Genomic DNA, 23,515 nt, shown 5'->3' on the forward strand with positions numbered 1-23,515 from the left:
CCGGGTCAGCTCACCGGACGACGCCGGCTCACCGAGGGAACAAAGGCCGACCGCGACAGTCGCAGTACCGCGGCGACCGCCGCACCGTCCTTCACATCGAACAGTTCGTGGAACTGCGTCGCCAGGGCGAACAACTCGTCACTCTTCTTCGGCGAGATCGCATCACACTCCTGCGGCCCATCGGCATACAGGAACGCCGGCGTGATCGGCTGGACGGCCAGGCCCAGTGCCTGCGCGCGGATCCACAGATCCTGCATCGCAACTCCACCGTGGACGTAGGCATCGGCGTTTCGTCCGCCTACCGTCACCACCGCCAGCGCCGACGCGGTCATGATCCGGCCCTGCGCATCTGCGCCCAGCGCCGACCCCGCACCCCAGGCGTCGAGGTGCGCCATCACATCGGGGCGACGCAGCAACGCCAGCAACGGGGCCTGCTGCGGCATCAGTGCCATGTCCCCGACCTCGATGCCGGTGTCCGAGGCCATCTCTGAGGCGGCCACGATCTCCGCCATCATCTCGGCCTGCAGATCCGGATCCAGGTATCGCAGCCGTTCGGCCGCCCCCGCGATCACGCCGAATGCGGCGAGTGTCTCCGGATCGGTGACCAGTCGGACCTGCGCGCCGGTGGGCACGTCCTTCGACAGCTCGCTCACCACGTCGTCGCCGAGCTCGCTGCGATCGCCGAAACCCCGATTGGTCCGGCGATCGAGCACCGCCCGAATCGGTGCGGCGCCATCGGTTTCCACGATTCCGTCGAAGTCGAACCGAACCTGCAGTTCGCTGCCCGACCCGGTGATCGCGGTCTTGCCTGCCACTCCGACGGCGGACGCGGCAACCGTCATGTTGTGCAAGACCGCACCCAGTGCCACCGCCGACGCCCGCCGGGCCACATCCATCCGCGACGACGGCGAAGTGGAGGCTCGCACCGTCACACCGGCATCGTCGGCATCAAAGCTCCACGGCTGTGCGTTGCCGAGCGAAGGGGCCCGAGACCCTGCGTACACCACCGCATCTCGGGGCTCGAGGGCCGCGAACTCGGCGGCCACATCGACGTCGGTCCGCGGTGCGGGCTCGGCAGCGGCGGCCGGTTCGGTCAGACCTTCGAGGATGGAATCCAGGTCGACCCGGACTCGGCCCGACGGGAGTGATTCAGCCCGGACGATCCGCCGGACGGCTGCGGCGACGGTCGCGCCGCCGAGAGCGACGTCGCCACCGAGTTGTGGCCAGGCAGAAAGGATTCGGCCCATTTCGAATACTGAAGCAGCCATTCGTGATGTCAATCGGTCGCCGTCGAGGATCTGTAGCGCAAAGGGCACCTTCTCGGCGGCCGACAATCCCGACAATGAGGCCGCATTGAAATCGCCCAGCAGACCGTGGAACAACGGCCGATCGGGCTCGAGATCAAATCGCTCGACGTCGAGAACACCGCCGTCGCTGGTTTCCATGATCACCGGAATCCCCAGTGCCCGCGCCCTATCCCGGACCAATACTTTCGCGTCGAATGAATCACATTCTTCTATGACGATATCCAGGCCCGCCAAGAACTCATCAATTGTGGATTCCTGTACACCTTCTCGGTGCACCCGGACATCGAGATAAGGATCGATCTCCGCAATTCGCCGGGCCGCGACAACCGCTTTGTTGACGCCGATGTCAAAGACCGAACCGGGAACTCGATTCAGGTTCGACAATTCGATGTCGTCGAAATCGGTCAGTCGCAACTCGCCACAGAGACCTTCGAGTGCCAACGTATGTGCAACTGCGTGTCCGACGCTCAGGCCGACGACCCCGATTCGCAGCCCAGCGGCCCGATCCTGCTCGTCGACGGTCAACTTGTTGCGGTTCCGGTCGAGCCGCAGTCGCCGATATCCGGCGGGTCCGAGCAGTCGAATTGCCGTCTTTCGCCAGGGATAGTAGATCCAGCGGGCGGGCTCATCGAGAAACTCACTCCCCAACGGCGGGATCAATTCGCCTGCCGCCGACAGCTGGGAGGCCACCGAATCCAGGAGGTCTATTCCCGATGTGGCGCGGAGTTCCTCGAGACGGCTGCGCCCCTCCGGATTCCGTTCGTCGATAACCTCAACGGTCGCCTGGGATTCATTGGCCTGATCGCTCACTACACCATCCTGTTTTTGTTTTCAATGCTTCCCTGGGATTGAAACCTGTTCCCCCGGGGCACATACGGACTGCTGTACATCCCACATCCGCTGAGCCCTAGCGACATTCGACCGAGGGAATTGGACGTTCGCTCAGAACACTGTCCAAAGCCGGGCATGCAACTAACCGGATGGGGCGTTTTCGGCGAGGGAGATTGACACACAGTGACATAACGACCAGAAACAAGCAACAATACGCATGGGACAACAAAACCCCGCGCGATGTTTGCTACCTGCAAGACCATCCATGAAACCCACACCAGCTATCCACAATAGTGAGATAGCAATAGCGCGCACACATGTGCAGGCCAGGAGACCCAATGACCACCGCATTCGCCCCCCATCGTCGAACCGCACAGATCGGCTCAGCAGCGCGTGACTTCACCGCTCGGGTCATCGACGAGCAGACCGGGACGACTCTGATCGTCGGCACTCCGCAATCGGTTCCGGATGTGTGGGTCGAGTATCTCGACGGCGCTCGCGAAAGCTACGCCAAGTACGGCGCGGAAATGGCCCTCGAGTACGACGACGTCGTCCGCGGCCACTGCACCACGTTGTTCTACGCCGCCCTCGACCGATCGGGAACGGTCATCGGAGGCGTCCGCGCCAAGGGACCATACCGCAACGCCCACCAGTCCCACGCATTGCTCGAATGGGCTGGTCAGCCGGGCCTGGAGATGGTCATCGACGCGATCGATTCGCGTCTGGCCGATGGCGTCGTGGAGATGAAGACGGCGTGGGCCGCCGAGGGGCCCGCCGCCCCGACGGTTGCCGGGATGCTCGCCCGCGTGGCCCTGCCGACCATGACGCTGACCGGTGCCCGCTACATCATGGCCACCGCCGCGGACCACGTCCTGCGTCGCTGGGAGTCCTCCGGCGGCCGGGTCGCCGAAGACATCCCGGCCTCGCCGTACCCCGATGCGCGCTACCAGACCAGCCTGATGTGGTGGGACCGCGACCGGATCGCACTCGATGCCAAGCCGAAGGTGCTCGCCCACATGATGCAGGACACACAGATCCTCGCGGCCGGCGCCGATCAGAACGGCTGGTCGTCGACAAGTGGCGTCGCCGCCTGAGAGCGGACGCCGGCGGCCCGCCGTCTGCGGACCAGGTCGAGATTGCCCACGCGGCGTTCGTCCGCGACAAACTCGACCTGAGGCTCACTCGGAGGGCCAGGAACCCACACGATCGGTGCACATGTGCGCGAGATCACTTTATTTCGCCCGGCATCTTTGGCGGCATACATGCACCGGTCGGCTTGCCTGGTGAGGAAGTCGATCACGTCGTCGATGTTGGGGCGACCGGTCGTCGACCGGATCAGCGGCGCATAGATGGCGCCGATGCTGATCGTCACACCGCATTCGGCCTGGATCCGATCGCGGATCTGCTCTGCGAGGTCGACGAGTTCTGCGGGGTTGGCCGACTCTGTCATCACCACGAACTCCTCACCACCGAACCGGCTGACGATCGAACGGCTCGGAACCGTCTTTTCGATGAGGGCGGCCGCAGTCACGAGCACGGCGTCCCCGGCCGCGTGCCCGTGGTTGTCGTTGACGGACTTGAAGTTGTCGAAGTCCATCATCATGAACCCGATCGACTGACGGGTCCGGACGATGCGCTCGAGCAGATCACTGTTTCGGTTCAGCAGCCCGCGACGATTGAGCACGCCCGTCAGGGGGTCGGTATCACCTAGCTTGGCCACCTTCAGGAGCACCGAACCGAGCGACTTCCGGAGCGCTGCGACCATGAACACCGGCACGAACACAGTGGTGACCGCGGCGCCGGTCGCCACGATGAGCGCCACCCCCGAGGTGGCGTTGAAGGACGACAGTGCCACCGCGAGCATCATCGCGAGCACAGTGAACGAGACGGTCACCCGCCGCGACGAGCCCATGGCAGCGATCGCCGGGATGGCGGCCAGCAGCGCCACGATCGCCCGGGCCGCGGCCGGATCCGACACCAGATAGGCCGACCATGCGACACCCAGCATTCCGCCGAATCCCAGCATTGCGAATTGCGTATCGGACAATCTGCCGACATATAGCGTGACCGCGAAAGAAAATGTACTGAAAAGCCAGATGACGACCAGGTATTTCATACCGCCGTCGATAATGAATTCCGGCTGTATGAACGCGAACAATGGCAACGCGAAAGCGCCCGCCGTACTTATCAGTACCGCAGTTGATCGTGCGTCGAAGCGGTCCGAGAACTTGTACTCCACAGCGATCAGCTATCCGAATCCCCAACACGTGGCGACGCCACCGGTCAGACGCGCCAGACCTGACCGGACATGCGACGATGAACCCTTGAGGCGCGAATTACCACTCAACGCCGGTTCCCGATTGGGAACAACCATAGCCAGTCTAGTCACGTGTTCGACTTGCGGCCCATCTTAGGTGGAAATTCGCCGGAGCGCGGTAGTCTCAACGATTGAACGAGCGGGGCGAGTGCATTCGTGGGAATGCCGTCGCGCTGGACTGGACATCATCGGGAGTTGTGCATGCCGGCGTCAACCCCGCCACTGGAGCCCAAGGTGGCAAACCGCGATGCTATTCGCGGCCACCTCACAGGCATCGATTACCCCTCCCTCGGAGTGGTCCTGGTTTCCATGGACCCGACCTGCCTGATCACCGCCGCGCTGGGATTTCACTTGGCGAGCAAACTCCGCCCGGCCGTCGCTGCTGCACTGAGCGAGATGTTCGGTGACCATCCGGGTGTGTGGGAGGGACCGTACGACCACCTGATCCTGGTGTATTTCGATACCACCGCGGTCGATGTGAGGACGGTCGAACGCCGCCTTGCCGAGCGCATGTCCCGTCAGGTGATGGTCGAGGGACAGGCGGTGTTCGTACCGAGCTGCCTCGGGATCGCGCTCGCCTCCGAGGTGTCCACCGCCCACGACGTCCGGGAGCTCGTCCAGGCCGCCACAGCTGCGGTCCACCACGCGATCCGCACGACGTCGACGTCGATCCGCGCGACGTCACAGTCGCTGGAGCTGCTCAAGCACGAGGTGGCCGGGACCACCGAGTTGGCGAAGGCGATCGGCAGCGACTTCGCCCTGCATTACCAGCCGATCGTCGATCTGTCGTCGAGGAAGCGGGTCGGGTTCGAGTCGCTGCTCAGATGGCGGGTGGGTGATGAGCTCCGGCTCCCCGCCGATTTCCTCGACGCGGCCGAGGCGACATCGCTGATAGTCCCGATCGGCCGCTGGGGTGTGACGACCGCGCTCGAGCAGCTCGCGCAGTGGCAACGGGAGTCAGGCGACATGTCGATGTTCATGTCGGTCAATTTCTCGGCCCGCCAGCTCATCGACCGTGGGCTGGTGCAGCACGTCGCCGATGCCATCGCGGCGACGGGCGTGCCTGCCAAGGCGGTGTGGGTCGAGGTCACCGAACGCAACCTGATCGAGGTCGGATCTCCGGCGGCGCAAACACTTCTGGAACTCGACGAACTCGGGTGCACGGTCTGCGTCGACGACCTCGGGACCGGATTCGCCGCGCTGCGTTACATGGTCGAGCAGCCGGTACAGGTGGTGAAGATCGATCGCTCCCTCGTCTCCAAGGTGGGTACCGTCGAGCCATTGCGCAGCCTGGTGGGCGCGGTGTGCACGTTGTCGGCGTCCCTCGGCATCCTGACCGTGGCCGAAGGTGTCGAGAGTGAGGACGAACTGCGCAAGCTCCGCGACCTCGGATTCACCCATGCGCAGGGATTCCTGTTCGGCAAACCCGAAGCCGCAGGCGACATCCGCTTGTAACCGGCCGGGCCGTACGATCGGCGTAGACATGAGCGCCCACGAATCCGGCCCGCTGCCGATCCCCCGCCCGACCGCCCTGACCCGGCGTCGTTTCCTGATGGCGAGTCCCGCCGCTGCCGCCCTGCTGATCGCCGCATGTTCATCGTCGGATCCGGCCACACCGACCCTCACCGTCGACGAACCCGGTATCCCGTCGACCTATGTCCTCTCCGACACCGATGCCGACCTGACCGGCACCGACGACGCGACCGCGGCTCTGCAGTCGATTCTCGACACCCGACCGGACGGCTGCGAGATCGTGATCCCGGACGGAGCTGTGCTCCGGTGTACCGCCGGCCTCGAACTCCCTGGTGGAAAACATCTTTCCGGTCCGGGCGAGCTGAAGTTCACCGACGGGATCGCGCAGGCGTCGGCACTGACCGTGACCGGATCGGGGTCCCGGGTCCATCGACTGCGGATGACCAATCCAGATCTGCTCGGGGCGCGGTCACAGACCGGAGAGAACCCGTTTGCCATCACGATCAAGGCCAACAACGTCGAGATCTCCGAGTGCTTCATCGATTCGTTCCAGAGCGGGATCGGGGTGGATCCCTACGGCGAGTGGTACTACACCCGAATCCTGAACAACCGCATCAAAGATGTCCTCGGCGCCGGTGACGGCCCGGACGACCTCGTGTCGACACTGGGCGAAGACCGGGGCGACGGGATCGTCACCTGGGGGGCGGCCGCAACCATCATCGGCAACGAGGTCGACTGCCGGGCCGGATCCGACGCACGCATCGGAATCCATTGTGAGGCACTCAAAGACCGCGAACAAGAGTCCGGACCGATGCCGAACTCCACGTACACGGTCGCCAACAACACCGTTCGGGGTCAGTTCCGCCGCGGCATCGTCGTCGAGGACATCACCCAGGCGACGATCATCAACAACACCGTCTCCGACAGCACCTGGTGGGGTGTGGCGGTGATCCGCAGCAGCCAGGTGTCCGTCGCCGACAACACCATCGAGTTCACGCGCGCCGACACCGACCGGCAAGGCCAGTCCTACGCACCCCACCGGGCCGCGGTGATGCTGTACGGATCAACCACCATGACCACCGTGGAACGCAACTCGATCACCGTCTCCGGCCATGCCGACTCCTACATCGCGATGTTCGGCGTCGACGACGCCGATGATCAGCCACGAGATTGCCTTGCCGTCAACAACACCGGCGAGTCGACGGCCGAGGGCGTGACCACCGTCGGTGGCAGTATCACCCTGGGGGTGGCCTGCCGGTACGAGCGCAACACATTCTCCGGATTCCGAGGTGACGGAATCGCCTTCTGGCACACCGAGATCCCGGCAGCACGCCAGAACACGCTCTCCCGCACCGGCGATCGCGCCCATGCCGGGATCCAATTCGAGAACAGCAACGACGGCCCGACCGACACCACCACCTCTGAGAACACCATCTCGGGATTTGCCGACGGCATCCTCGATACGAACGCCACGGCCGGGCACATCGAGCATCGCCGCAACCGCATCGTCGAATGCACCAACGGGATCAACCTCTTCGACCGCGCCGGGTCGACCGGTTCGCTGGACGCCAACGAGTTCGTCGATGTGCCGGCCGAGACCGTCAATGTCCCGGAAGGCATCTCGATCTCCTAGTCGTCGACGGCCTTGACCGTCGCCAACGCCTCGGCCGACTCCACGGGTTCAACCGATTCGACAGGTTCGACCGGCTCGACTGATTCGCCGGGTTCGATCCACCCGGGTTGTTCCGTCATCACATCATCGGTCGGTGACCTGCTGTCGCTCTTGGCTTTTCGACGCCGCCTGCCGACCTCCGGGATCAGCACCGAGCCGATCACCCGGGCCCGGACCTTGGCCAACTGATCGAGCGCATCGGAGTACTCCCCCGCCCGGGTCCGGCCACCCACACAGACGATGAGGGTGCCTTCGGCACCGACCGCCAGAACCGAGGCGATATCCCCATCGAGCACCGGCGGGCCCTCGATGACGACGTGTTCGAACGACTTCTCGAGTTCATCGAACATCTCGGTGGCGCGCGGGGTCTTCAGCAACTCCAGCCCCGCACCGCTGCGGGGGCCGGTGCCCAGCACCAGAGGTCCGGGCACCAACTTCCCGAAGATCGCCTCGTCGAGCGGATGACCATCGGCCAGGACGGAACTGACGCCGGGCTCGGACACCTCCGGACCGACATCGGACAGATCAGCCCTGACCAGGACCACCGAACGTCCTGTCTTCGCCAGGGCCGCAGCAAGATTCGAGGCCGCCACCGAGCGTTCGACCGAATCGGTCGGACTCGTCACCAGGATGCTGGAGATGGGGCTGCCGCCGGCCGCATAGGTGACGTTGGTCGACAACAGGTCGAACGACTGCGCCGCGGCCGTGCCCCGAACCGGCAGGTACGGGAACTCGTCGAGCCACTCCAAACCACCCGGGGCGATCTCACCGAGCACCGGAGGCGCTCCCGGCACCGTCGCCGCATCGACCGCGCTGCGCAGACGACTATCGAGTACGGCGCGCGCGATCACCACTGCCGTCGCCACCACGAGTCCGAAGATCAAGGCCCAGAGCAGGTTGATGATCAGGTTCGGCGATACCGCCTTGCCGGTCTCGGCCGGGGTGACGATCCGCATCTGTGCCGGCTCCGACTTACCCTGCTTGTCCGCGGTGGACATGAAACCGGCCAGCGCGACCGCGACACCATTGGCCAGCCGCGAGGCCTGGCCGGCATCGGTGTCCCGCACCGCGACCTCGAGCAGTGTGGTCTCCGGCACCGCCAGCGTCGTGATCTTTTTGATCGCGTCGGCGACGGGCATCACGATCTGCGCGTCGCGCAGCGCCGCGGTGACGATCTCGGTGGACGTGGCCAGCGCCGAATAGGTCGCGACGAGTCCTTGTAGTCCCTCCGGCGTTTCTCGTTCACCACTCTGGTTCGCCACCGAACTGACGTACAGGGTCGCGGTGGACTCGTACTCGGACTTCTGCGTCAGCGTGTAGCCCAACCCCGCCAGCACCACCACGACGGTGATCGCCACGATCAGAATCCAACCATTGCGAAGTGCGTCGGCACAGAGCCTGAGCCAGTTGGCATCTCGTCGATCCGATGTTCGGGATGTCATGTCTTCTGCTCCATGGTGGATTCCTGGTATGGGGTGTTCGAGCTGTCAGCAGGCCCCGGCGAGCCGCGTGCGACCAGGCACACCAGCAATACCAAAGGCAATATCGGAACCTGATGACGCAGCGCCGAACCGAAGTCGGGTTCGAATATCGACTGCACCGTGACAAAGGCGAGCACAAATGCGGTCGACCTTCTGACCAACACATTGATTTCGGTCGAGGCGCCCGGCAATACCCGTCCGACCCGGCACAGCGACACGAAGAAGTATGCCCAGATGCCGGCGATCAGTACCGCCAGACCGGCGTAGTAGGCGCCACCGAGCAGCACCATCGGGATGGGTACGAACAAGAACGCAAAGCTGGCAATCGCATTCACGATGCCGCCGACGGGATCGGCGATATCGGTGAACGAACCAATGGCCGTCATCGAATCCGGTCCCGCACCCCGAGCGCTGTTCACCATCTCGCGATAGTGATCGACGGGTAATCCGAGCAGCACGGCAAACGCCACGGCCAGTCCAACCAGCGAGGCCACCCCCATCGCCACACTCGAGATCACCCGTATGCGACGCCAATTCACGATCCTTAGCGCCACGTACACGACCGCGATGATGACCCAGTACTGGCGGAAGACCTGCGCATAGACGAGCATCGCGGCCACCAGAACCGCATCGAAGGCGACCCCACTGGGCACCAGGAGTACCAGGGCCGTGAACGGCAGAACCGTCAACTCCTTGGAGTAGTACCCGATGTACACCGCGGCCAGGACGATTATCAGACCGGCCAGGGCCGCTTCCGGCAGTCCGCCGCGAAATCCCTTCGTGCGCACCAGACACAGGAGCACCACCGCCGTCGCCGCCGCGAGTCCCAGGACGGAGGCGCTCGTCGCGTGTGAACCCAGGCCCAAGATGTCGTACACCCGAGCGGTATTCGTGTACGAGGCGTCTTCCCTGATGACGATCCGGCCCGCGGCCAACTGCCCGATCACGTCGCCGTCAGAGGAGAATTTGGCCGGAAGAATGATCGTCCGGTGCATAACCACGAACAGTCCGAACACAAAGGCGTACACAGTTGCCAGCGCCATGAACACCCGGCGATACCGCTGGTACCTGTAGCCGATACCGGCCAGACCTGTTGAGGTAAACATGTTTTCGCGGACGAATCCTAGTCTTGGTAACCACCCCAGAGGGGTCGATCTCGCACTCTCCCCCCGGACATGCGATGCGGGCACGCGCCGACTCGTGGCGCTTCTTTTCACACAATAGCTCAGATGTGCCCTTCTTGGGCACAGTGATTTATCACATTTATCGTCAGCTCAATTACGTAGTATCGTCACTCCAAAATCTTCCTGCACCGATTGAAGCGAATATGAAACTACTGATCACCGGCCACTTGGGATATCTCGGAACCGAGATGTCTTCAATGCTGACCCAGCTCGGCCACGAGGTCTTCGGCCTGGACAACAACTACTTCGCGACCGGGGATTTCCTTGGGGCGCCGGACATTCTGCCGGTGGTGGCGAAGGACTTACGGGACGTGACCCCGGAGGATCTCGAAGGGTTTGACGCGGTAATTCATTTAGCAGCGCTATCTAACGACCCTCTATCGGATCTCAATCCAATTCTGACATACACGATCAATTTGGATTCTTCCGTGCATTTAGCAGAGACCGCTAAAGCGGCCGGGGTGTCCCGATTTCTTTTTTCCTCGTCCTGCAGCCTCTACGGCAAGGGCGGCGACGAAGAGGTCGACGAGAACGCGGAGTTCAATCCCGTCACGCCCTACGGCGAGTCCAAGATCCGCGTCGAACAGGCCTTGTCGGAGCTCGCCGACGAGAACTTCTCGCCGGTCTATCTGCGTAACGCGACGGCGTACGGCCTGTCTCGGCGACTGCGCTGCGACATCGTGGTCAACAACCTGGTCGCGCACGCGGTGACCAGCGGCAAGGTGGTGATGGAGAGCGACGGCACACCGCATCGCCCGCTCGTCCACGTACTCGACATCGCCCACGCCTTCGCCTGCGTCCTCGACGCACCCCGCGAGGCCATCCACAACGAGGCCTTCAATGTCGGTCGCGTCGGCGAGAATTACCAGGTCAGGGATATCGCGAATCTGGTTGCCGGCGTGGTGCCCGACTGTGTCGTGAGCCTCGGCGACGGTGCCGCACCGGACATCCGCGACTACAAGGTCGACTTCTCGAAGATCGAACGGAGCCTGCCCGGGTACCGCCCGCAGTGGACCGTTCCCCTCGGTATCGAAGAGTTGTACAACGCCTACTCGGGGACCATGACCGAAGAACTCTTCAACGGACCCAAGTACTTCCGGCTGCGAACCATCAAGCAGCTCCTCGACGCCGGCACCCTCGACATCGATCTACGCAGCGTTGTAACGATATGAACGAACCAGACCATGGAGTAGGCATGGCAGTGCACGACTTCTCCAAACGCATTCCTGTCGCCGGGCCCTGGGTCACCGAACTCGAGGCCAAGTTCGTCGCGGACGCGGCGCTGCACGACTGGTACGGAAACGCCGGCCAGTCCGTCGGGCTGTTCGAGCAGGAGTTCGCCTCCCACCTCGGAGCCCGCCACGCACTGGCCGTCCCTCATGCGACCTCGGCGTTGCACCTGGCCATGGCCGCCCTCGATCTCGGCCCCGGCGACGAGGTGATCGTCCCGGAGACCACCTTCGTAGCCACGGCCGCCCCGATCACCTACACCGGTGCGACCCCGGTGTTCGCCGACATCGACCCCGACACCTGGTGCCTGTCAGCCGATTCGGTGGCACAACGGCTGAGCCCCCGGACCAAGGCGATTGTCACCGTCGACCTCTACGGCGATGTCCCCGACATGGACGCGATCCGCGAACTCGCCGGCGACATCCCCATCATCGAGGACGCCGCCCAGGCGATCGGCGCGGTCCGGCACGGCATTCCGGCCGGGATGCTCGGCGATGTGGGTGTCTTCAGTTTCCACGGCACCAAGACGCTGACCTCGGGCGAGGGCGGGATGGTGGTCACCGACCGCACCGACCTGTTCGAGAAGATGGCTCAACTGCGCAATCTCGGACGTCGACCGGGCGCACACGCACAATTGGTCTCTGATATTCCAGGATTCAAATATCAGATGAGTAGTTTGCAAGCAGCTTTCGGTCGCGCCCAATTGCAGCGCGTTGACGAATTGGTCGCGAAGAAACGGCAGTTGTTCGGTTGGTATCGAGACCGGCTCTCCGGCCTCGACGGCGTGCAACTCAATTCCCAGGGCGACGACTGCGTCAACACCTACTGGATGACGAACATCGTCGTGGACAAACGGTTCGGTACCTCGACCCGCGAGATGATGGCGTACTTCGACGACAACGGTGTCGATACGCGCCCCTTCTTTCCACCACTGAGTTCCCTGCAGGCGTTCTCGGCCTATCCGGACCAGGTCGCCGCAGCACGTGCCACCAATTCGGTGGCCTATGACATCGCCCAGCGATCGATCAACCTGCCGTCCGCGCTGATGCTCGACGAACAGCACGTCGACCGGGTCGTGAGCTTGCTGCGCACTTTCTTACACACAGAAAAGGACAACCCATGAAGGCTGTCATCTTTGCGGGTGGTCGCGGCACCCGCATCAGCGAGGAATCGCAAACCCGTCCCAAACCCATGGTCGAGATCGCCGGTCAGCCGATCTTGTGGCACATCATGAAAATCTATGGTGCAGCCGACATCACGGAGTTCGTCGTGCTGCTCGGTTACAAGGGCTACATGATCAAGGAGTACTTCGCGAACTACTTCTTGCACACCTCCGATGTGACCATCGACCTGGCGACCGACACCATCACCACCCTGCAGTCGAAGGCCGAGCCGTGGAAGGTGACCTTGCTCGACACCGGCCTCGACACCCAGACCGGCGGTCGACTGCTGCGGGCGCGGGAGCACATCGGCGACGAGACGTTCTCCTTCACCTATGGCGATGGGGTCGCCGATCTCGATGTCCGCAAGGTCGTCGACTTCCACAAGAACAACAACACGATCGCCACGGTCACCGCGGTGCAGCCTCCCGGCCGCTACGGAACCCTGGAGATCGGTGACCGCGGCGCAACCACATTCAGTGAGAAACCACTGGGCAGCAGCGGCTGGGTCAACGGCGGGTTCTTCGTGGCCGAGCCGGAGATCCTCGACTACATCGAGGACGGCGACCCGACCATCTTTGAACGCAGGCCGATGGAACGTCTGTCCGCCGACGGCCAGTTGTCGTCGTACCGGCACGACGGTTTCTGGCTGGGGATGGACACCATGTGGGACAAGATCAACCTCAATCAGATGTGGGACGCCGGCCAGGCCCCGTGGAAGATCTGGTCCTGATGAGCACCGGGGGCACTGCGCCGAGTTCGCTACGGGTGCTGCACGTGATCAGCGAGATGGGTGTGGGCGGGGCCGAATCGGTGGTCGCCGAACTGGTCGGCGGTGGCGAGCAGATGGGATGGAGATCCGCCGTGGCCTCCGGTGGTGGCCAACGGGCCGACATGTTGGCCCAGGCGGGCGTGCCGCAGTTCTTCGTCGAGCCGCCCCGACGATCGCTCGGCGGTCTGATGAGGGCCAGAATCCAAGCAGCCAAGGCGATTTCCGAATACCGGCCCAATGCGATCATCGCCCACAACGTGTCGGCCAGCGCACTCACCCGGCTGGCGCAACGCGAGGTCCCGGTGCTCTCGATCTTTCACGGTGTGGCCGACGACGACTACCGCCATTCCGCCCGGATCCTGGCCGCGACCGCGGATCACATCGTCACAGTGTCCGAAGCCATCGCCGGCCGGCTGCGGTCCGTCGCCGGCCGCCGGCCCCTGCAGCTCAGTGTGATCCGCAACGCGATCACCGACATGCCCCGCCCGGACCGCCAGGCCTGCCGCCGCGAATACGGGATACCCGCCGATCAACCGGTCGCGTTGTGTCTGGCGCGGATGGAACCCCAGAAGCGGCACGACGTGCTCCTCGACGCCTGGGCCCAGCTGCCGGGCGACGAGTTGCTGATACTCGCTTCGGACGGGTCGTTGCGGCCCGAGCTCGAAGCCCAGGCCCGGCGTCTGGATCTGGGTGACCGGGTGCGGTTCTTCGGTAGCGGTGTGCGCTCGGATGTCCCCAAGCTTCTTGCCGCATGCGATATCTCGGTACTGACGAGCGACTGGGAGGGGTTGCCGATCTCCATCCTGGAATCGCTGTCGGCCGGGCGGCCGGTGGTGGCCACCGATGTCGACGGACTCCGCGAGATCCTGGGCACCGGTGGTGGGCGCCTGGTCTCCGCACAGGATGTCGATGCGATCGCCGCGGCGTTTCGGGAGATGTTGCACGACGGTTCGGCCCGTGCGCGTGAAGCCGACCTCGGCATGGAGACCATCCGGACCAGATACAACCCGAAGCTGATGATGGAGAGCTACGATGCGCTGTTGCGACATCTCGTTCTCCAGTGATTCTCCTCCGGTCCACTCGAATCCGTCGGCAGGACAACGCCCGTGAAGATCATGCATGTGTCACAGCCGGTGGACGCCGGTGTGGCGGAGGTCGTCGCGACCCTGCTCGCCGACCAGATATCGCGCGGCTGGTCGCCGATGCTGGCCTGCCCGCCCGTCGGCGCACTTCCCGAACGCGCCGCCGCGTTGGGGGTACCCGTGCATCCGTGGCCGGCGACCCGTACCCCCGGGCCGGCGACCCTGACCGAGACCACGCGCCTGCGCGCGATACTTCGGGCCACCGCCCCCGACGTGGTCCACCTGCACAGTTCCAAGGCGGGCCTGGCCGGCCGGCTCGCCCTGCGGGGTGAGGTGCCGACGATCTTCCAGCCCCACCTGTGGTCCTTCCAGGCCGCGGACTCCCCACTGACCCGGTTGGCCCGTACCTGGGAACGTCTCGGTGCGCGGTGGGCCCATCACCTGGTCTGTGTCAGCGACGAAGAACGTCGTGTCGGCATCTCGGCGGGAATCGAGGGGAACTACTCGGTGATCGCCAATGGTGTTGACTCCGAGCGGATTCGGCCGTCCACCGATGTCGCGACGCTTCGTGCGAGTCTGGATCTGCCCGACGGTCCGCTGGCGGTCTGTGTGGGCCGGCTGGCCCGGCAGAAGGGTCAGGACATGCTGTTGCAGGCGTGGCAGGACGTGATATCGACCCACCCGAGGGCCCAGCTGGTGATGGTCGGTGACGGTCCACTGGCGCGGCAACTGCAAGAGAGCACCCACGGTCGCCATCCGTCGGTGCGATGGGTGGGCAACCGCGGCAACGCAACCGCGTACATGGCGGCCGCCGACGTCGTGGTGGTCCCGTCCCGGGCCGAGGGTATGGCGCTGGTCCCGATGGAGGCGATGGCCAGCGGTACCTGCGTCGTCGCCTTCGACTGTGGCGGGATGAAGCAGTCGGTGGGCACGGCCGGAGCGGTGCTCCCGGTCGGTGACCTCGACGGTCTCGGAGCGGAGATCGGCAAACGTTTCGACGATCCCGAACTGGCCGGATCAGAAGGTCTGGCCGGACGAGCCCGTGTCGAGATGTTCTTCGATCACCGGTCGTCATCGCGTGCGACGGCGCAGCTGACCCGATCGCTCACGTCGGGACAGAAAGCCGAACGCCGATGAGCACCACCGAAACCTCAGCGAGCCGCGCCGCGGTCCAACTCGGCTCGAGAACCCTGCGGCGCACCGATACGACCCTGGTCATGCTGGACTTTGCCGCGGTCACCGCCGTCATCACGCTCGGGGCGAGTTCCTTCGAGGTCGCCCTGCTCGCCGCACTCGTCGTCACCCTGTTCCTCGAGTTCTCCGGCGGCTACGCCCGCGCGATCACGCTCTCTGCGCTCGACAACCTGCCGAAGCTGGCGGGCACGGTCGCCATCGCGGTCCTGGCGATTTTTGTTGTCTTCGCGCACGAGTCCTCCACGCTGCGCGCCCTGTTCACCGTCGGTGCCCTGACCGCCGTGTTGTTCTCCATCCGCCTTGTCTATTACTGGATGCGTCGCCGACGTCGGCGCAGTCGTCTCGGCGCACGAAGTCGCACCGCCATCGTGGGCGGCGGGACGGTGGCCGCGACACTCGTGGAGAGCACGGTCCGGCAGCCACAGCTCGGACTCGAGCCGGTGGTGGTCATCGACGACGACCCTATGTTCGACACCGAGAAGTTCCGGATCCCGGTCGTCTCGGGCATCCCGCTCGCGGAGATCGTCCGGCGCGAACAGATCGGCACGATCATCGTCACGTTCCGGAACCGCCCCGACTCCTCACTCGTGGCAGACCTCCGAGCCTGCGGTGAGATGAACTGCGAAATCTACATCGTTCCGCGGCTTTTCGAGTTCCTGCATCTGACCCCCGGCATGGACCGGATTCACACGATCCCGATCATCAAGGTCAGGCGCAACGCCCAGCGCACGTTCTACTGGTACTGCAAGCGATTGCTCGATCTCTGTCTGACGGTGCCCGCGCTCATCCTCCTGTCACCGCTGTTGGCCGCCGCTGCGGCAGCGGTGTATCTCAACGACCGGTCCGCACCGGTCATCTTCCGGCAGGATCGCGTCGGCCGGCACGGTAAGACGTTCACCCTCTACAAGTTCCGGTCGATGCGTCCGGTCGCCACCCGCACCTCGGATACCGATTGGCAGCCCGACCAGACCGCGCGCACCGGCAGGCTGGGCCGGTTTCTCCGGCAGACGTCTCTCGATGAGCTGCCCCAGCTGTGGAATGTGGCCCGGGGTGACATGTCGCTCGTCGGACCCCGACCGGAGCGTCCGCATTTCGTGGCGCAGTTCAGCGACTCGGTGTACTCCTACACCGACCGGCACCGGGTCACCGTCGGGCTCACCGGCTGGGCGGCGATCAACGGACTCCGCGGTGACACCGACATCAATGACCGGGCGCTCTACGACAACTTCTACATCGAGAACTGGTCGGTCTGGCTCGACATCAAGATCATCATCCTGACTGCTCGTTCCGTGTTGAATCGGACGGGTTCGTAGCGCCCGGAATGCAGATTCTCTCGCGCATCAACAACCTCCGCTCCGTAGGGGTGGGATTTGTGGCGCAAGGAATGACGTTGGTGTCCGGCGTTCTTCCGGCGTTCTTCGGTCTCGACGACGTTCTGGTGTTCATCCTCGTGGTGGTGGCGTTCTCGACGATCACCGCCGGTGTATCCACTCTGGCCATCGGCTACCGCCTGCCCACCGCGCATCTCGGGGAACGTCGATCACAGAGCCTGGTTCGCTCGGCACTGCTCTGCACCGGCTCCCTCGGCCTGACCGCGCTGCTGGCCGGCGTGGTCGTCTATACCGCCGGCGAACACTCCACCGGCTCCCTCATCGCCAGTGTCGCCATCGTCTTGGTGGCGCAGGCGTCCTACCTGATCGCGCAGGCGGTGTTGGTGGCCGCCGACTGCTACCCCGAGTTCATGACGATGCGCTTCACCTATGCCTGCATCCTGCTGGCCGGCAACGTCGTGCTGTGCCTGGCCGCCGGCAACAAGTTGAGCTTCATCGCCTGCATCGCGGCGGCGTACGGACTCTCGGCAGCAATAGCGTTGTTGCGCACAAAGATCCGGCGGCTGACCTTCTCGCGGATACCCTACGGACTCCGCTCGATCGGCCACGACATCCGCAGCGGCAGCGCGTTGATCACCGGACAGTTCTTCAACGGACTCTCGATGCAGGCCGGCGCCCTGGCCTCCGGGACGATGGGCAGCTTCGCACCCGCCTGGGCGTTGGCGACCCGGGTCACCAACGGTTTTCAGACCATCGCCGGGCAGATCCTGACCCCGGCCATCGACACCACCGTCGCCCGAGGGATACGCGAAGAGTCACGGATGACGGTCCGATCGGGGACCAGAAACGGATTGTTGTTCGGTTCCGCGCTCGGCCTCGGGTGCCTCGTCGCAAGTGTTGTGGCAGTGCTGATCACGGGCATACTCCCCGACTCCGCCACCTCGGGCGACCTGTGGTCCTTCTTCGCCGCGACCGCCGTCTACAACTGCCTCAACATCGTCATCATCCCGATCGACCGGATCCTGCCGTTCCTGGGGCGCACCCGTTTCCGGATGATGTGGGACATCTTCCGCGCGGCGACGATGGTGCCGTCGATCATCTTCCTGCACGGCGACGCGATGCTGGTCGCACTGACGGTCATCTCCGGCATCGCGTTCACCATCTATGTCGGCGAGACCTGGAGCATGGTGTGGCGTTACCGATCGCACAAGATACCCCGCAGCCCGCTGCCGATCCCCGGGATGGGCGACAAACGCCGCGATGGCAGACGGACGGCGAAGGCCAAGACCGTCGAGCAGATGGCCGCGGAGGCGATCACGATCGAACTCGACATGTCGGTGGCCACGTTGTTCCACACCCGCCGCCAGTACGGGGACATCGAGATGAGCAGCGGCACAACAACCGAACTCAGGGCGCTGCGAGAACAGAACGCCGAACTCCGACGACGCCTGGCCGAGGCAGAACTGCGCGCCGACGGGGCCGGCTACAACTCCGGGTCGTTGATCAAACGGGCTCGGTGATCACACACCGTCACTGATCGGCGGGGTTCAGGGCGTCGAAGTCGACCGTGTGACCGCCACCCTTGGTCCGGGCGTGATACATCGCGGTGTCGGCCGCGCTGATGATGTCCTCGGCGCTGCGCCGATCGCCCGGCCGGATACGTGCCATCCCCACACTTGCCCGGAGCCGGACGTGGGTGCCGTCGATCTCGGACGGCTCGGTCAACAGGACGTGCACGAAGTCGGAGACGTCTTCGACGTCTTCCTCGTCGACGTCGCGCAGGACCGCGATGAACTCGGCCCCGACGACCCGGCCGATCAGATGCGGCTCGGGCAACTCGTCGCGCAACCGTTCGGCCGTCATCGCCAGTGCCCGGTCGCCGCCGAGGTGTCCGAGGGAGTCGTTGAGTTGCCGGAGCTTGTCGAAGTTGATCACCATGACCACATCGACCTTGGGACGATCGAGCGAACGGACGGTCCCCAGCAGTTCGTTGATGTACCGGATCACGTACTTGAGGTTGGGCAGGCCCGTCAGTGCGTCGCGTTCGCCGTCGATCGCGAGGCGCTCGCGCATGGTCCGCAATTCGGTGACGTCATTGAACGAGACGATCACCAGGGATTCCGGGTCGTCGGGGTGGAGCAGGGTGGCACTGCAGTCGAGCCAGACGCGTTTGCCGTCGATCCGGTCGACGCCGAGGACGATGTCCGAGACCGGACCGCCGGTGGCGATGGCGCGCTGGTTGGGGAAATCGCCGGCAACCAGGCGTGCGCCGGAATCGCTGCGGAACGTCACGGGGCCCGACTCGTTGAACTCGAGTTTCGATCGCCGGTCGGAGAGTTCCAGAATCCGGTCGGCGGCTTCGTTCGCAGCCTCGACCTTGCCCTCGGGGGTCACCACAACCAGTCCACCGACAAGTGAATCCATCACGGTCGCCAGCGACCGGGCATCCCAGCCCGACCAGTCCTGCCGCACTCCGGCCCTCGTTTCGATCACCCGCATCTTGCTACCCCTGACTTCCCAACCCCACAAGTTTGATCCTTACGATCACACAATTTTCCCGTGTTCGCGCTGCAATTGGGGTATGCACAGCAGATCGGGCACGAATTCGTGCATTTTAACGACAATCAAGACGCCCTGGGCTGAGATTCGCCATCACCGGTGCGGCCGCCGGAACTTTCAGCGACGTCGCGCAGACGAACTGCGCGACCGACAGCGATTGCTACCACAACCGACGTAACAAGCCAGGCGATCACCGCAACAGTGACCCAGAACACGATCATGGCCACCATTCTGCCAAGTGAACCTGAGAAAACCCTCTATTCGGATGATTCAGTCATGCCCTGCGTCACGAGCCCCGATCTTCCTGCTCACACGGGTGTTCAGAGGCGTTTGAGCGCCAGCGACGCAAGGGGTACCGCGATCAGAAGCAGGGCACAGATGGAGATCAGGGAGTATGCCTGAGGATTTTCGGACGCCCACGTCACCGGGTTGGGTAACAGCGGGTTCACCGTCGTCGGGTTACCGAAGCATTCACGCAGGCTCTGCGCCACCGCGGTGACCGGATTCCAGTTGGCGATCTCCCGCAATGGTGCCGGAAGAGTCGACGACGGAACGAAGGCCGATGAGACGAACGTCAACGGGAACAGGACGGTCAGCAACAGACTCTGCGCGGCCTCCGCCGAGCCGGCCACCAAACCCACCACCGCACCGACCCACGACAGCGCAAAGCCGAAGAACAGGGCAATGGCATAGCCCGTGAGCGCCTCCCAGAAGCTGGTGTCGATCCGCCAGCCGATCGCCAGACCGGCCAGCGACATCACCACCAATCCGACGATGTTGACCGACACATCGGAGATCGTCCGGCCGACCACAACCGACAGGCGTGACATCGGCAACGCCCGGAATCGGTCGATCATGCCGTCCTTGATGTCGGTCGCCAGTCCCAGCGCCGTGAATCCGGCGTTGAAGGCGACCGTCTGCGTCATGATCCCGCCGATCAGGAACTCGCGGTAGCGGTCACCGCCGAGCGCCTCCCCGAGCACGTACGAGAACAGCAGCACGAACATCAGCGGCTGCAGGACGACTCCGAGGATCATCTGCCAGTTGCGCAGGATGGTTCGGATGTTCCGGACCGCGACGACCTCACAGTCGATCAGGAACGTCATCACAGTGCGTGGTCGTGGGCCCACCATGGATCCGGAGAACAGCTGGGATTCGGACAAGGGCTTGGCCGGCTTCGTTTCGGTCGCGGGCTTCAGTTCGGTCATCAGCGTCCTGCCAGGGATACGAACACGTCGTCCAGGGTGGGTTCGGAGGTCACGGCGTCGTCGACGCCGATGCCTCCGGTGGCCAGCATCGAGATGGCACGGGCCAGGTGGGGCCCGGCGTCGGCGGCCGAGAACGTCAGGGTGGTTCCCTCGACGTCGACCCCGGATGCGCCGTCGAGCCGCGAGACGATGTCCCTGGCGGACTCGGCATCGGTGGCGGACGAGAGCTGCAGGCGGACCTGCGCCGTCCGCAGGGTCGCCTTGAGTTCGGCCGGGGTACCGCGGGCCACGACTTCACCGCCGACGATCACCGTCACCGCATCGGCCAGCTGATCGGCCTCTTCCAGGTACTGCGTGGTCAGCAGGACACTTGTGCCCGAGCCGACCAGAGCCCTTACCTCCGACCACAATTCGGTCCGACTGATGGGGTCGAGACTGGCTGTGGGTTCATCGAGCAGCAGTACCGGTGGGCGGATGATGATGGCACCGGCGAGATCGATCCGGCGACGCATACCGCCGGAATAGGTGCCCACCCGACGCGAACCCGCTTTGACGATGTTGAACTGCTCCAACAGCTCTCGCGCCCGGACGACGGCTCGGCGTCGGCCCAGGCCGGACAACCTGCCGATCATCACCAGGTTCTCCAGTCCGGTCAGATTGTCGTCGACCGCGGCGTTCTGCCCGGACAATCCCATGAGGCTGCGTGCCCGATGGGCGTGTGCCAGGCCGTCGACGCCGTTGATCCGCACGGAGCCGCCGGTCGGCTTGAGCAGGGTGCCGATGATCCGGACCGTGGTGGTCTTGCCTGCACCATTCGGACCGAGCAGACCCATCACGGTGCCCGTCGGAACCACCAGATCGATTCCCTTGAGCGCGTCCACACCTCGGTAGTTCATCCGGAGGTCGCAGACCTCGATCGCGTTCTCACTCACAGGTGGGGACATCGATCTTCACCTCCGGGTCGTCGACGAGCGGCTGCACGGGTACGACGGCCGCGCCTGCGGAGACCGGCTCGGTGACCTGGTAGGCGACGGTCACCGTTTTGCCTGCGGGGATCTTCACCTGCGCGGTCGCGAACGGGTGTCCGCGCTCGGTGCCGGTGGAGTACAGCATCGCCTGTCCGTCAACGGTGACCCCGTCGATGGCGCCTCCGGTGGTGCCGTACAGCGTGACCGCCGAATAGTTCGTCCCCGGCGGGAGTTTCAGCTGGGGATTGCCGAGACTTCCCGCCACGTACGGCGGCAGACTGGTATCGGTCAGGGTGTTCGTCAGCTTCACCTCGACGGTTGATGTGCGCTTCTCACCCTCACAGCTGCCGGACCGGTAGCTGATCGACCGTTCGAGGTAGTAGTCGATCTTGTTCCCGGCCAGGTTGCCGAGGACGACGTTGGCGTACGGCGCCGTGGTTTCGGCCACCTCGTGGGTCAGGCCGGCGGCGGCAAGTAGTTTCTGCTCCTCCTCGTCGGCGCTGTAGACCATGAGCCGTTCCTCGTGGACCGCATGCCCCAAGGCCTCCAGCACTTTTGCGGTGTTCCCGCGCAGCGACGAGATCTTGGAGACCGCCATCTGCGCGATCTCCTGCAGGTAGGCCTTCCGGGCCCTGTTGTCGTTCTCGAATTGTTCGTACGAGGTCGACAAGGTCAGCTCGACGACGTTGTCGCCGGTCACCTTCTGTCCGTCGGCCAGGGTGATGGGGCCGGCCGCGTCCAACAGATAGCTCAGCGCGATCGGATCGAGCGCGATCGCACCGTCGAGTTCCATCCCGGATTGCTGCTGCCACATCGACATCCAGATCTGCGCCGCGTACGGGAAGTGTGCACTGATGTTGCTGTTCCGAACATCGTTGTACGGGCGGTTGATGCCGTAGTTGTAGTTGAATTCCTCGCCGAGGTCGAGCGGGTTCCGCGGGGCGTCGATGTCCGTGTTCGCACCGAGATCCTCGACATCGACGCGACCGTTCTCCGCACTCACCACACCGTAGGCGCCGAGAAGCCCTCCGGTGGGCCGGGATTCGGCCGGGGTCTGAAATCCGAAGAAATAGTTACGCTCTCCACTGTTGCCCAGCATCGGTGGCAGCAGCCTGGCCGCGGTGTCGGTACCGCGGATGAACCGGGCCGACTCGGTGAGCTGATCGAGCAATTGGGTGCGCGCATCGGACACGGTGCTCAACCACGTGCCGTCGGTGCCCTCCACATCCGCCAGAACCGCCTCGGCGCGATCAGCGATGAGCGCCAACTCCGGTTGTGCCTGCGCCAGTGCGGCGGTGTTGATGGCGCTGTCCTCCGCGCGGAGATTGTCCGGGCTGATGACATCGGACAGCTGCATGGTCGGTGACAGCACGTCGGTGGCCAGCGCGTCCACGGATTCGGTCAGCTCCTGGACCGACTTCAGCGGATCCCCCAGCCAGGGTATCGCCGCTGCCGCGGACCAGACCACGTTGTGCGCATCGTCTTTGGCCGAACTCGCGGCGCTCACCGCCGCGTCGGCCGATGTCGCAGCCTTGTCTGTCTCACCGGCGAGGAAGGCGCGCTGCGCGGTGGTGACGTGTCCGCGCGCCGAGTCGATCGAGTCCTTGGCCTTCAACGCCAGGTAGCCGAGATACAACCCGGCGAGCACGAGGAGCACCAGGACGGCGAGCCCCCCACCGATCCACCATCGAAGTCGGTGAGACTTCTTCTCGGTGGTGGGCCCTTCCGGTACTGCGTCCGTCACCT

At 64.4% G+C, this 23,515-nt stretch carries 18 protein-coding genes; 10 read left to right on the plus strand and 8 right to left on the minus strand.

Going from position 1 to position 23,515, the window contains the following annotated elements; genetic code table 11:
- Window positions 1-5: 5 nt before the first annotated feature.
- Window positions 6-2,117 (minus strand): Rv1355c family protein, encoded by a 2,112-nt coding sequence (locus AC51GT_RS12785; RefSeq protein WP_496328984.1) that lies wholly within the window; start codon window positions 2,115-2,117, stop codon window positions 6-8.
- A 359-nt stretch (window positions 2,118-2,476) separates the two neighbouring features.
- On the opposite strand from AC51GT_RS12785, the gene AC51GT_RS12790 reads away from it, so the two are divergent.
- Window positions 2,477-3,232, plus strand: coding sequence for a hypothetical protein (locus AC51GT_RS12790; RefSeq protein ID WP_496323109.1), 756 nt, complete (start codon window positions 2,477-2,479; stop codon window positions 3,230-3,232).
- On the opposite strand, the gene AC51GT_RS12795 is transcribed toward AC51GT_RS12790, so the two are convergent.
- Window positions 3,193-4,254, minus strand: coding sequence for a GGDEF domain-containing protein (locus AC51GT_RS12795; protein WP_496323108.1), 1,062 nt, complete (start codon window positions 4,252-4,254; stop codon window positions 3,193-3,195). The genes AC51GT_RS12790 and AC51GT_RS12795 overlap by 40 nt on opposite strands.
- A 402-nt stretch (window positions 4,255-4,656) precedes the next feature.
- Between AC51GT_RS12795 and AC51GT_RS12800 the strand changes: the two genes are divergently transcribed.
- Both AC51GT_RS12800 and AC51GT_RS12805 read left to right on the plus strand, forming a co-directional pair.
- The gene (locus AC51GT_RS12800; protein WP_496323107.1) at window positions 4,657-5,910 is read left to right on the plus strand and encodes an EAL domain-containing protein; all 1,254 of its coding nucleotides are present in this window, start codon (window positions 4,657-4,659) and stop codon (window positions 5,908-5,910) included.
- A 28-nt stretch (window positions 5,911-5,938) separates the two neighbouring features.
- Window positions 5,939-7,561, plus strand: coding sequence for a NosD domain-containing protein (locus AC51GT_RS12805; protein ID WP_496328985.1), 1,623 nt, complete (start codon window positions 5,939-5,941; stop codon window positions 7,559-7,561).
- Here AC51GT_RS12805 and AC51GT_RS12810 read toward each other — a convergent pair.
- Together AC51GT_RS12810 and AC51GT_RS12815 are read right to left on the minus strand one after the other, a co-directional pair.
- Window positions 7,558-9,042: a Wzz/FepE/Etk N-terminal domain-containing protein gene (locus tag AC51GT_RS12810; protein WP_496328986.1), complete on the minus strand. Its 1,485-nt coding sequence runs from the start codon at window positions 9,040-9,042 to the stop codon at window positions 7,558-7,560. The two genes, AC51GT_RS12805 and AC51GT_RS12810, sit on opposite strands and share 4 nt — an antisense overlap.
- A complete protein-coding gene (locus tag AC51GT_RS12815) occupies window positions 9,039-10,187 on the minus strand; it encodes a hypothetical protein (protein WP_496328987.1) in 1,149 nt (382 codons plus the stop codon). Before AC51GT_RS12815 ends, AC51GT_RS12810 begins: the two co-directional genes overlap by 4 nt.
- A gap of 221 nt (window positions 10,188-10,408) precedes the next feature.
- On the opposite strand from AC51GT_RS12815, the gene AC51GT_RS12820 reads away from it, so the two are divergent.
- The 7 genes from AC51GT_RS12820 (at window position 10,409) to AC51GT_RS12850 (ending at window position 18,554) form a co-directional block, all read left to right on the plus strand.
- Complete coding sequence (locus AC51GT_RS12820; protein ID WP_496328988.1) at window positions 10,409-11,437, plus strand: NAD-dependent epimerase/dehydratase family protein; 1,029 nt, start codon at window positions 10,409-10,411, stop codon at window positions 11,435-11,437.
- 23 nt (window positions 11,438-11,460) lie between these two features.
- On the plus strand, window positions 11,461-12,618 hold the full coding sequence (locus AC51GT_RS12825; RefSeq protein WP_496328989.1) for a DegT/DnrJ/EryC1/StrS family aminotransferase: 1,158 nt from the start codon (window positions 11,461-11,463) through the stop codon (window positions 12,616-12,618).
- On the plus strand, window positions 12,615-13,388 hold the full coding sequence (gene rfbF / locus AC51GT_RS12830) for a glucose-1-phosphate cytidylyltransferase (RefSeq protein ID WP_496323101.1): 774 nt from the start codon (window positions 12,615-12,617) through the stop codon (window positions 13,386-13,388). Before AC51GT_RS12825 ends, rfbF begins: the two co-directional genes overlap by 4 nt.
- Entirely contained in the window at window positions 13,388-14,491 is a 1,104-nt protein-coding gene (locus tag AC51GT_RS12835) for a glycosyltransferase (RefSeq protein WP_496328990.1), read from the plus strand. Before rfbF ends, AC51GT_RS12835 begins: the two co-directional genes overlap by 1 nt.
- Before the next feature lie 51 nt (window positions 14,492-14,542).
- Window positions 14,543-15,646 carry a glycosyltransferase gene (locus AC51GT_RS12840; protein ID WP_496329102.1) on the plus strand — a complete coding sequence of 368 codons (1,104 nt, stop codon included), beginning with the start codon at window positions 14,543-14,545 and terminating at the stop codon, window positions 15,644-15,646.
- Window positions 15,643-17,016 carry an exopolysaccharide biosynthesis polyprenyl glycosylphosphotransferase gene (locus tag AC51GT_RS12845; RefSeq protein WP_496323099.1) on the plus strand — a complete coding sequence of 458 codons (1,374 nt, stop codon included), beginning with the start codon at window positions 15,643-15,645 and terminating at the stop codon, window positions 17,014-17,016. Before AC51GT_RS12840 ends, AC51GT_RS12845 begins: the two co-directional genes overlap by 4 nt.
- A gap of 80 nt (window positions 17,017-17,096) precedes the next feature.
- The gene (locus AC51GT_RS12850) at window positions 17,097-18,554 is read left to right on the plus strand and encodes a hypothetical protein (RefSeq protein ID WP_496328991.1); all 1,458 of its coding nucleotides are present in this window, start codon (window positions 17,097-17,099) and stop codon (window positions 18,552-18,554) included.
- 10 nt (window positions 18,555-18,564) lie between these two features.
- Here the strand turns inward: AC51GT_RS12850 and AC51GT_RS12855 are convergent, their stop codons facing one another.
- The 4 genes from AC51GT_RS12855 to AC51GT_RS12870 form a co-directional block, all read right to left on the minus strand.
- Window positions 18,565-19,527, minus strand: a complete 963-nt coding sequence (locus AC51GT_RS12855) for a GGDEF domain-containing protein (protein ID WP_496328992.1) — start codon at window positions 19,525-19,527, stop codon at window positions 18,565-18,567.
- A 386-nt stretch (window positions 19,528-19,913) separates the two neighbouring features.
- The gene (locus AC51GT_RS12860) at window positions 19,914-20,801 is read right to left on the minus strand and encodes an ABC transporter permease (protein WP_496328993.1); all 888 of its coding nucleotides are present in this window, start codon (window positions 20,799-20,801) and stop codon (window positions 19,914-19,916) included.
- Window positions 20,801-21,745, minus strand: a complete 945-nt coding sequence (locus AC51GT_RS12865) for an ATP-binding cassette domain-containing protein (protein WP_496323095.1) — start codon at window positions 21,743-21,745, stop codon at window positions 20,801-20,803. Before AC51GT_RS12865 ends, AC51GT_RS12860 begins: the two co-directional genes overlap by 1 nt.
- The gene (locus tag AC51GT_RS12870; protein WP_496328994.1) at window positions 21,726-23,513 is read right to left on the minus strand and encodes a DUF4012 domain-containing protein; all 1,788 of its coding nucleotides are present in this window, start codon (window positions 23,511-23,513) and stop codon (window positions 21,726-21,728) included. The genes AC51GT_RS12865 and AC51GT_RS12870 overlap by 20 nt, the downstream gene beginning before the upstream one ends.
- Window positions 23,514-23,515: the final 2 nt, after the last annotated feature.

It is taken from the genome of Williamsia sp. z34 (assembly GCF_059553395.1).

Excerpts from the sequence above, each read along its gene's own strand:
- AC51GT_RS12790 (WP_496323109.1), top strand. The coding sequence starts at position 2,477 with ATGACCACCGCATTCGCCCCCCATCGTCGAACCGCACAGATCGGCTCA.
- AC51GT_RS12795 (WP_496323108.1), bottom strand. The coding sequence starts at position 4,254 with ATGAAATACCTGGTCGTCATCTGGCTTTTCAGTACATTTTCTTTCGCG.
- AC51GT_RS12800 (WP_496323107.1), top strand. The coding sequence starts at position 4,657 with ATGCCGGCGTCAACCCCGCCACTGGAGCCCAAGGTGGCAAACCGCGAT.
- AC51GT_RS12805 (WP_496328985.1), top strand. The coding sequence starts at position 5,939 with ATGAGCGCCCACGAATCCGGCCCGCTGCCGATCCCCCGCCCGACCGCC.
- AC51GT_RS12810 (WP_496328986.1), bottom strand. The coding sequence starts at position 9,042 with ATGACATCCCGAACATCGGATCGACGAGATGCCAACTGGCTCAGGCTC.
- AC51GT_RS12815 (WP_496328987.1), bottom strand. The coding sequence starts at position 10,187 with ATGTTTACCTCAACAGGTCTGGCCGGTATCGGCTACAGGTACCAGCGG.
- AC51GT_RS12820 (WP_496328988.1), top strand. The coding sequence starts at position 10,409 with ATGAAACTACTGATCACCGGCCACTTGGGATATCTCGGAACCGAGATG.
- AC51GT_RS12825 (WP_496328989.1), top strand. The coding sequence starts at position 11,461 with ATGGCAGTGCACGACTTCTCCAAACGCATTCCTGTCGCCGGGCCCTGG.
- rfbF (WP_496323101.1), top strand. The coding sequence starts at position 12,615 with ATGAAGGCTGTCATCTTTGCGGGTGGTCGCGGCACCCGCATCAGCGAG.
- AC51GT_RS12835 (WP_496328990.1), top strand. The coding sequence starts at position 13,388 with ATGAGCACCGGGGGCACTGCGCCGAGTTCGCTACGGGTGCTGCACGTG.
- AC51GT_RS12840 (WP_496329102.1), top strand. The coding sequence starts at position 14,543 with ATGCATGTGTCACAGCCGGTGGACGCCGGTGTGGCGGAGGTCGTCGCG.
- AC51GT_RS12845 (WP_496323099.1), top strand. The coding sequence starts at position 15,643 with ATGAGCACCACCGAAACCTCAGCGAGCCGCGCCGCGGTCCAACTCGGC.
- AC51GT_RS12860 (WP_496328993.1), bottom strand. The coding sequence starts at position 20,801 with ATGACCGAACTGAAGCCCGCGACCGAAACGAAGCCGGCCAAGCCCTTG.
- AC51GT_RS12865 (WP_496323095.1), bottom strand. The coding sequence starts at position 21,745 with ATGTCCCCACCTGTGAGTGAGAACGCGATCGAGGTCTGCGACCTCCGG.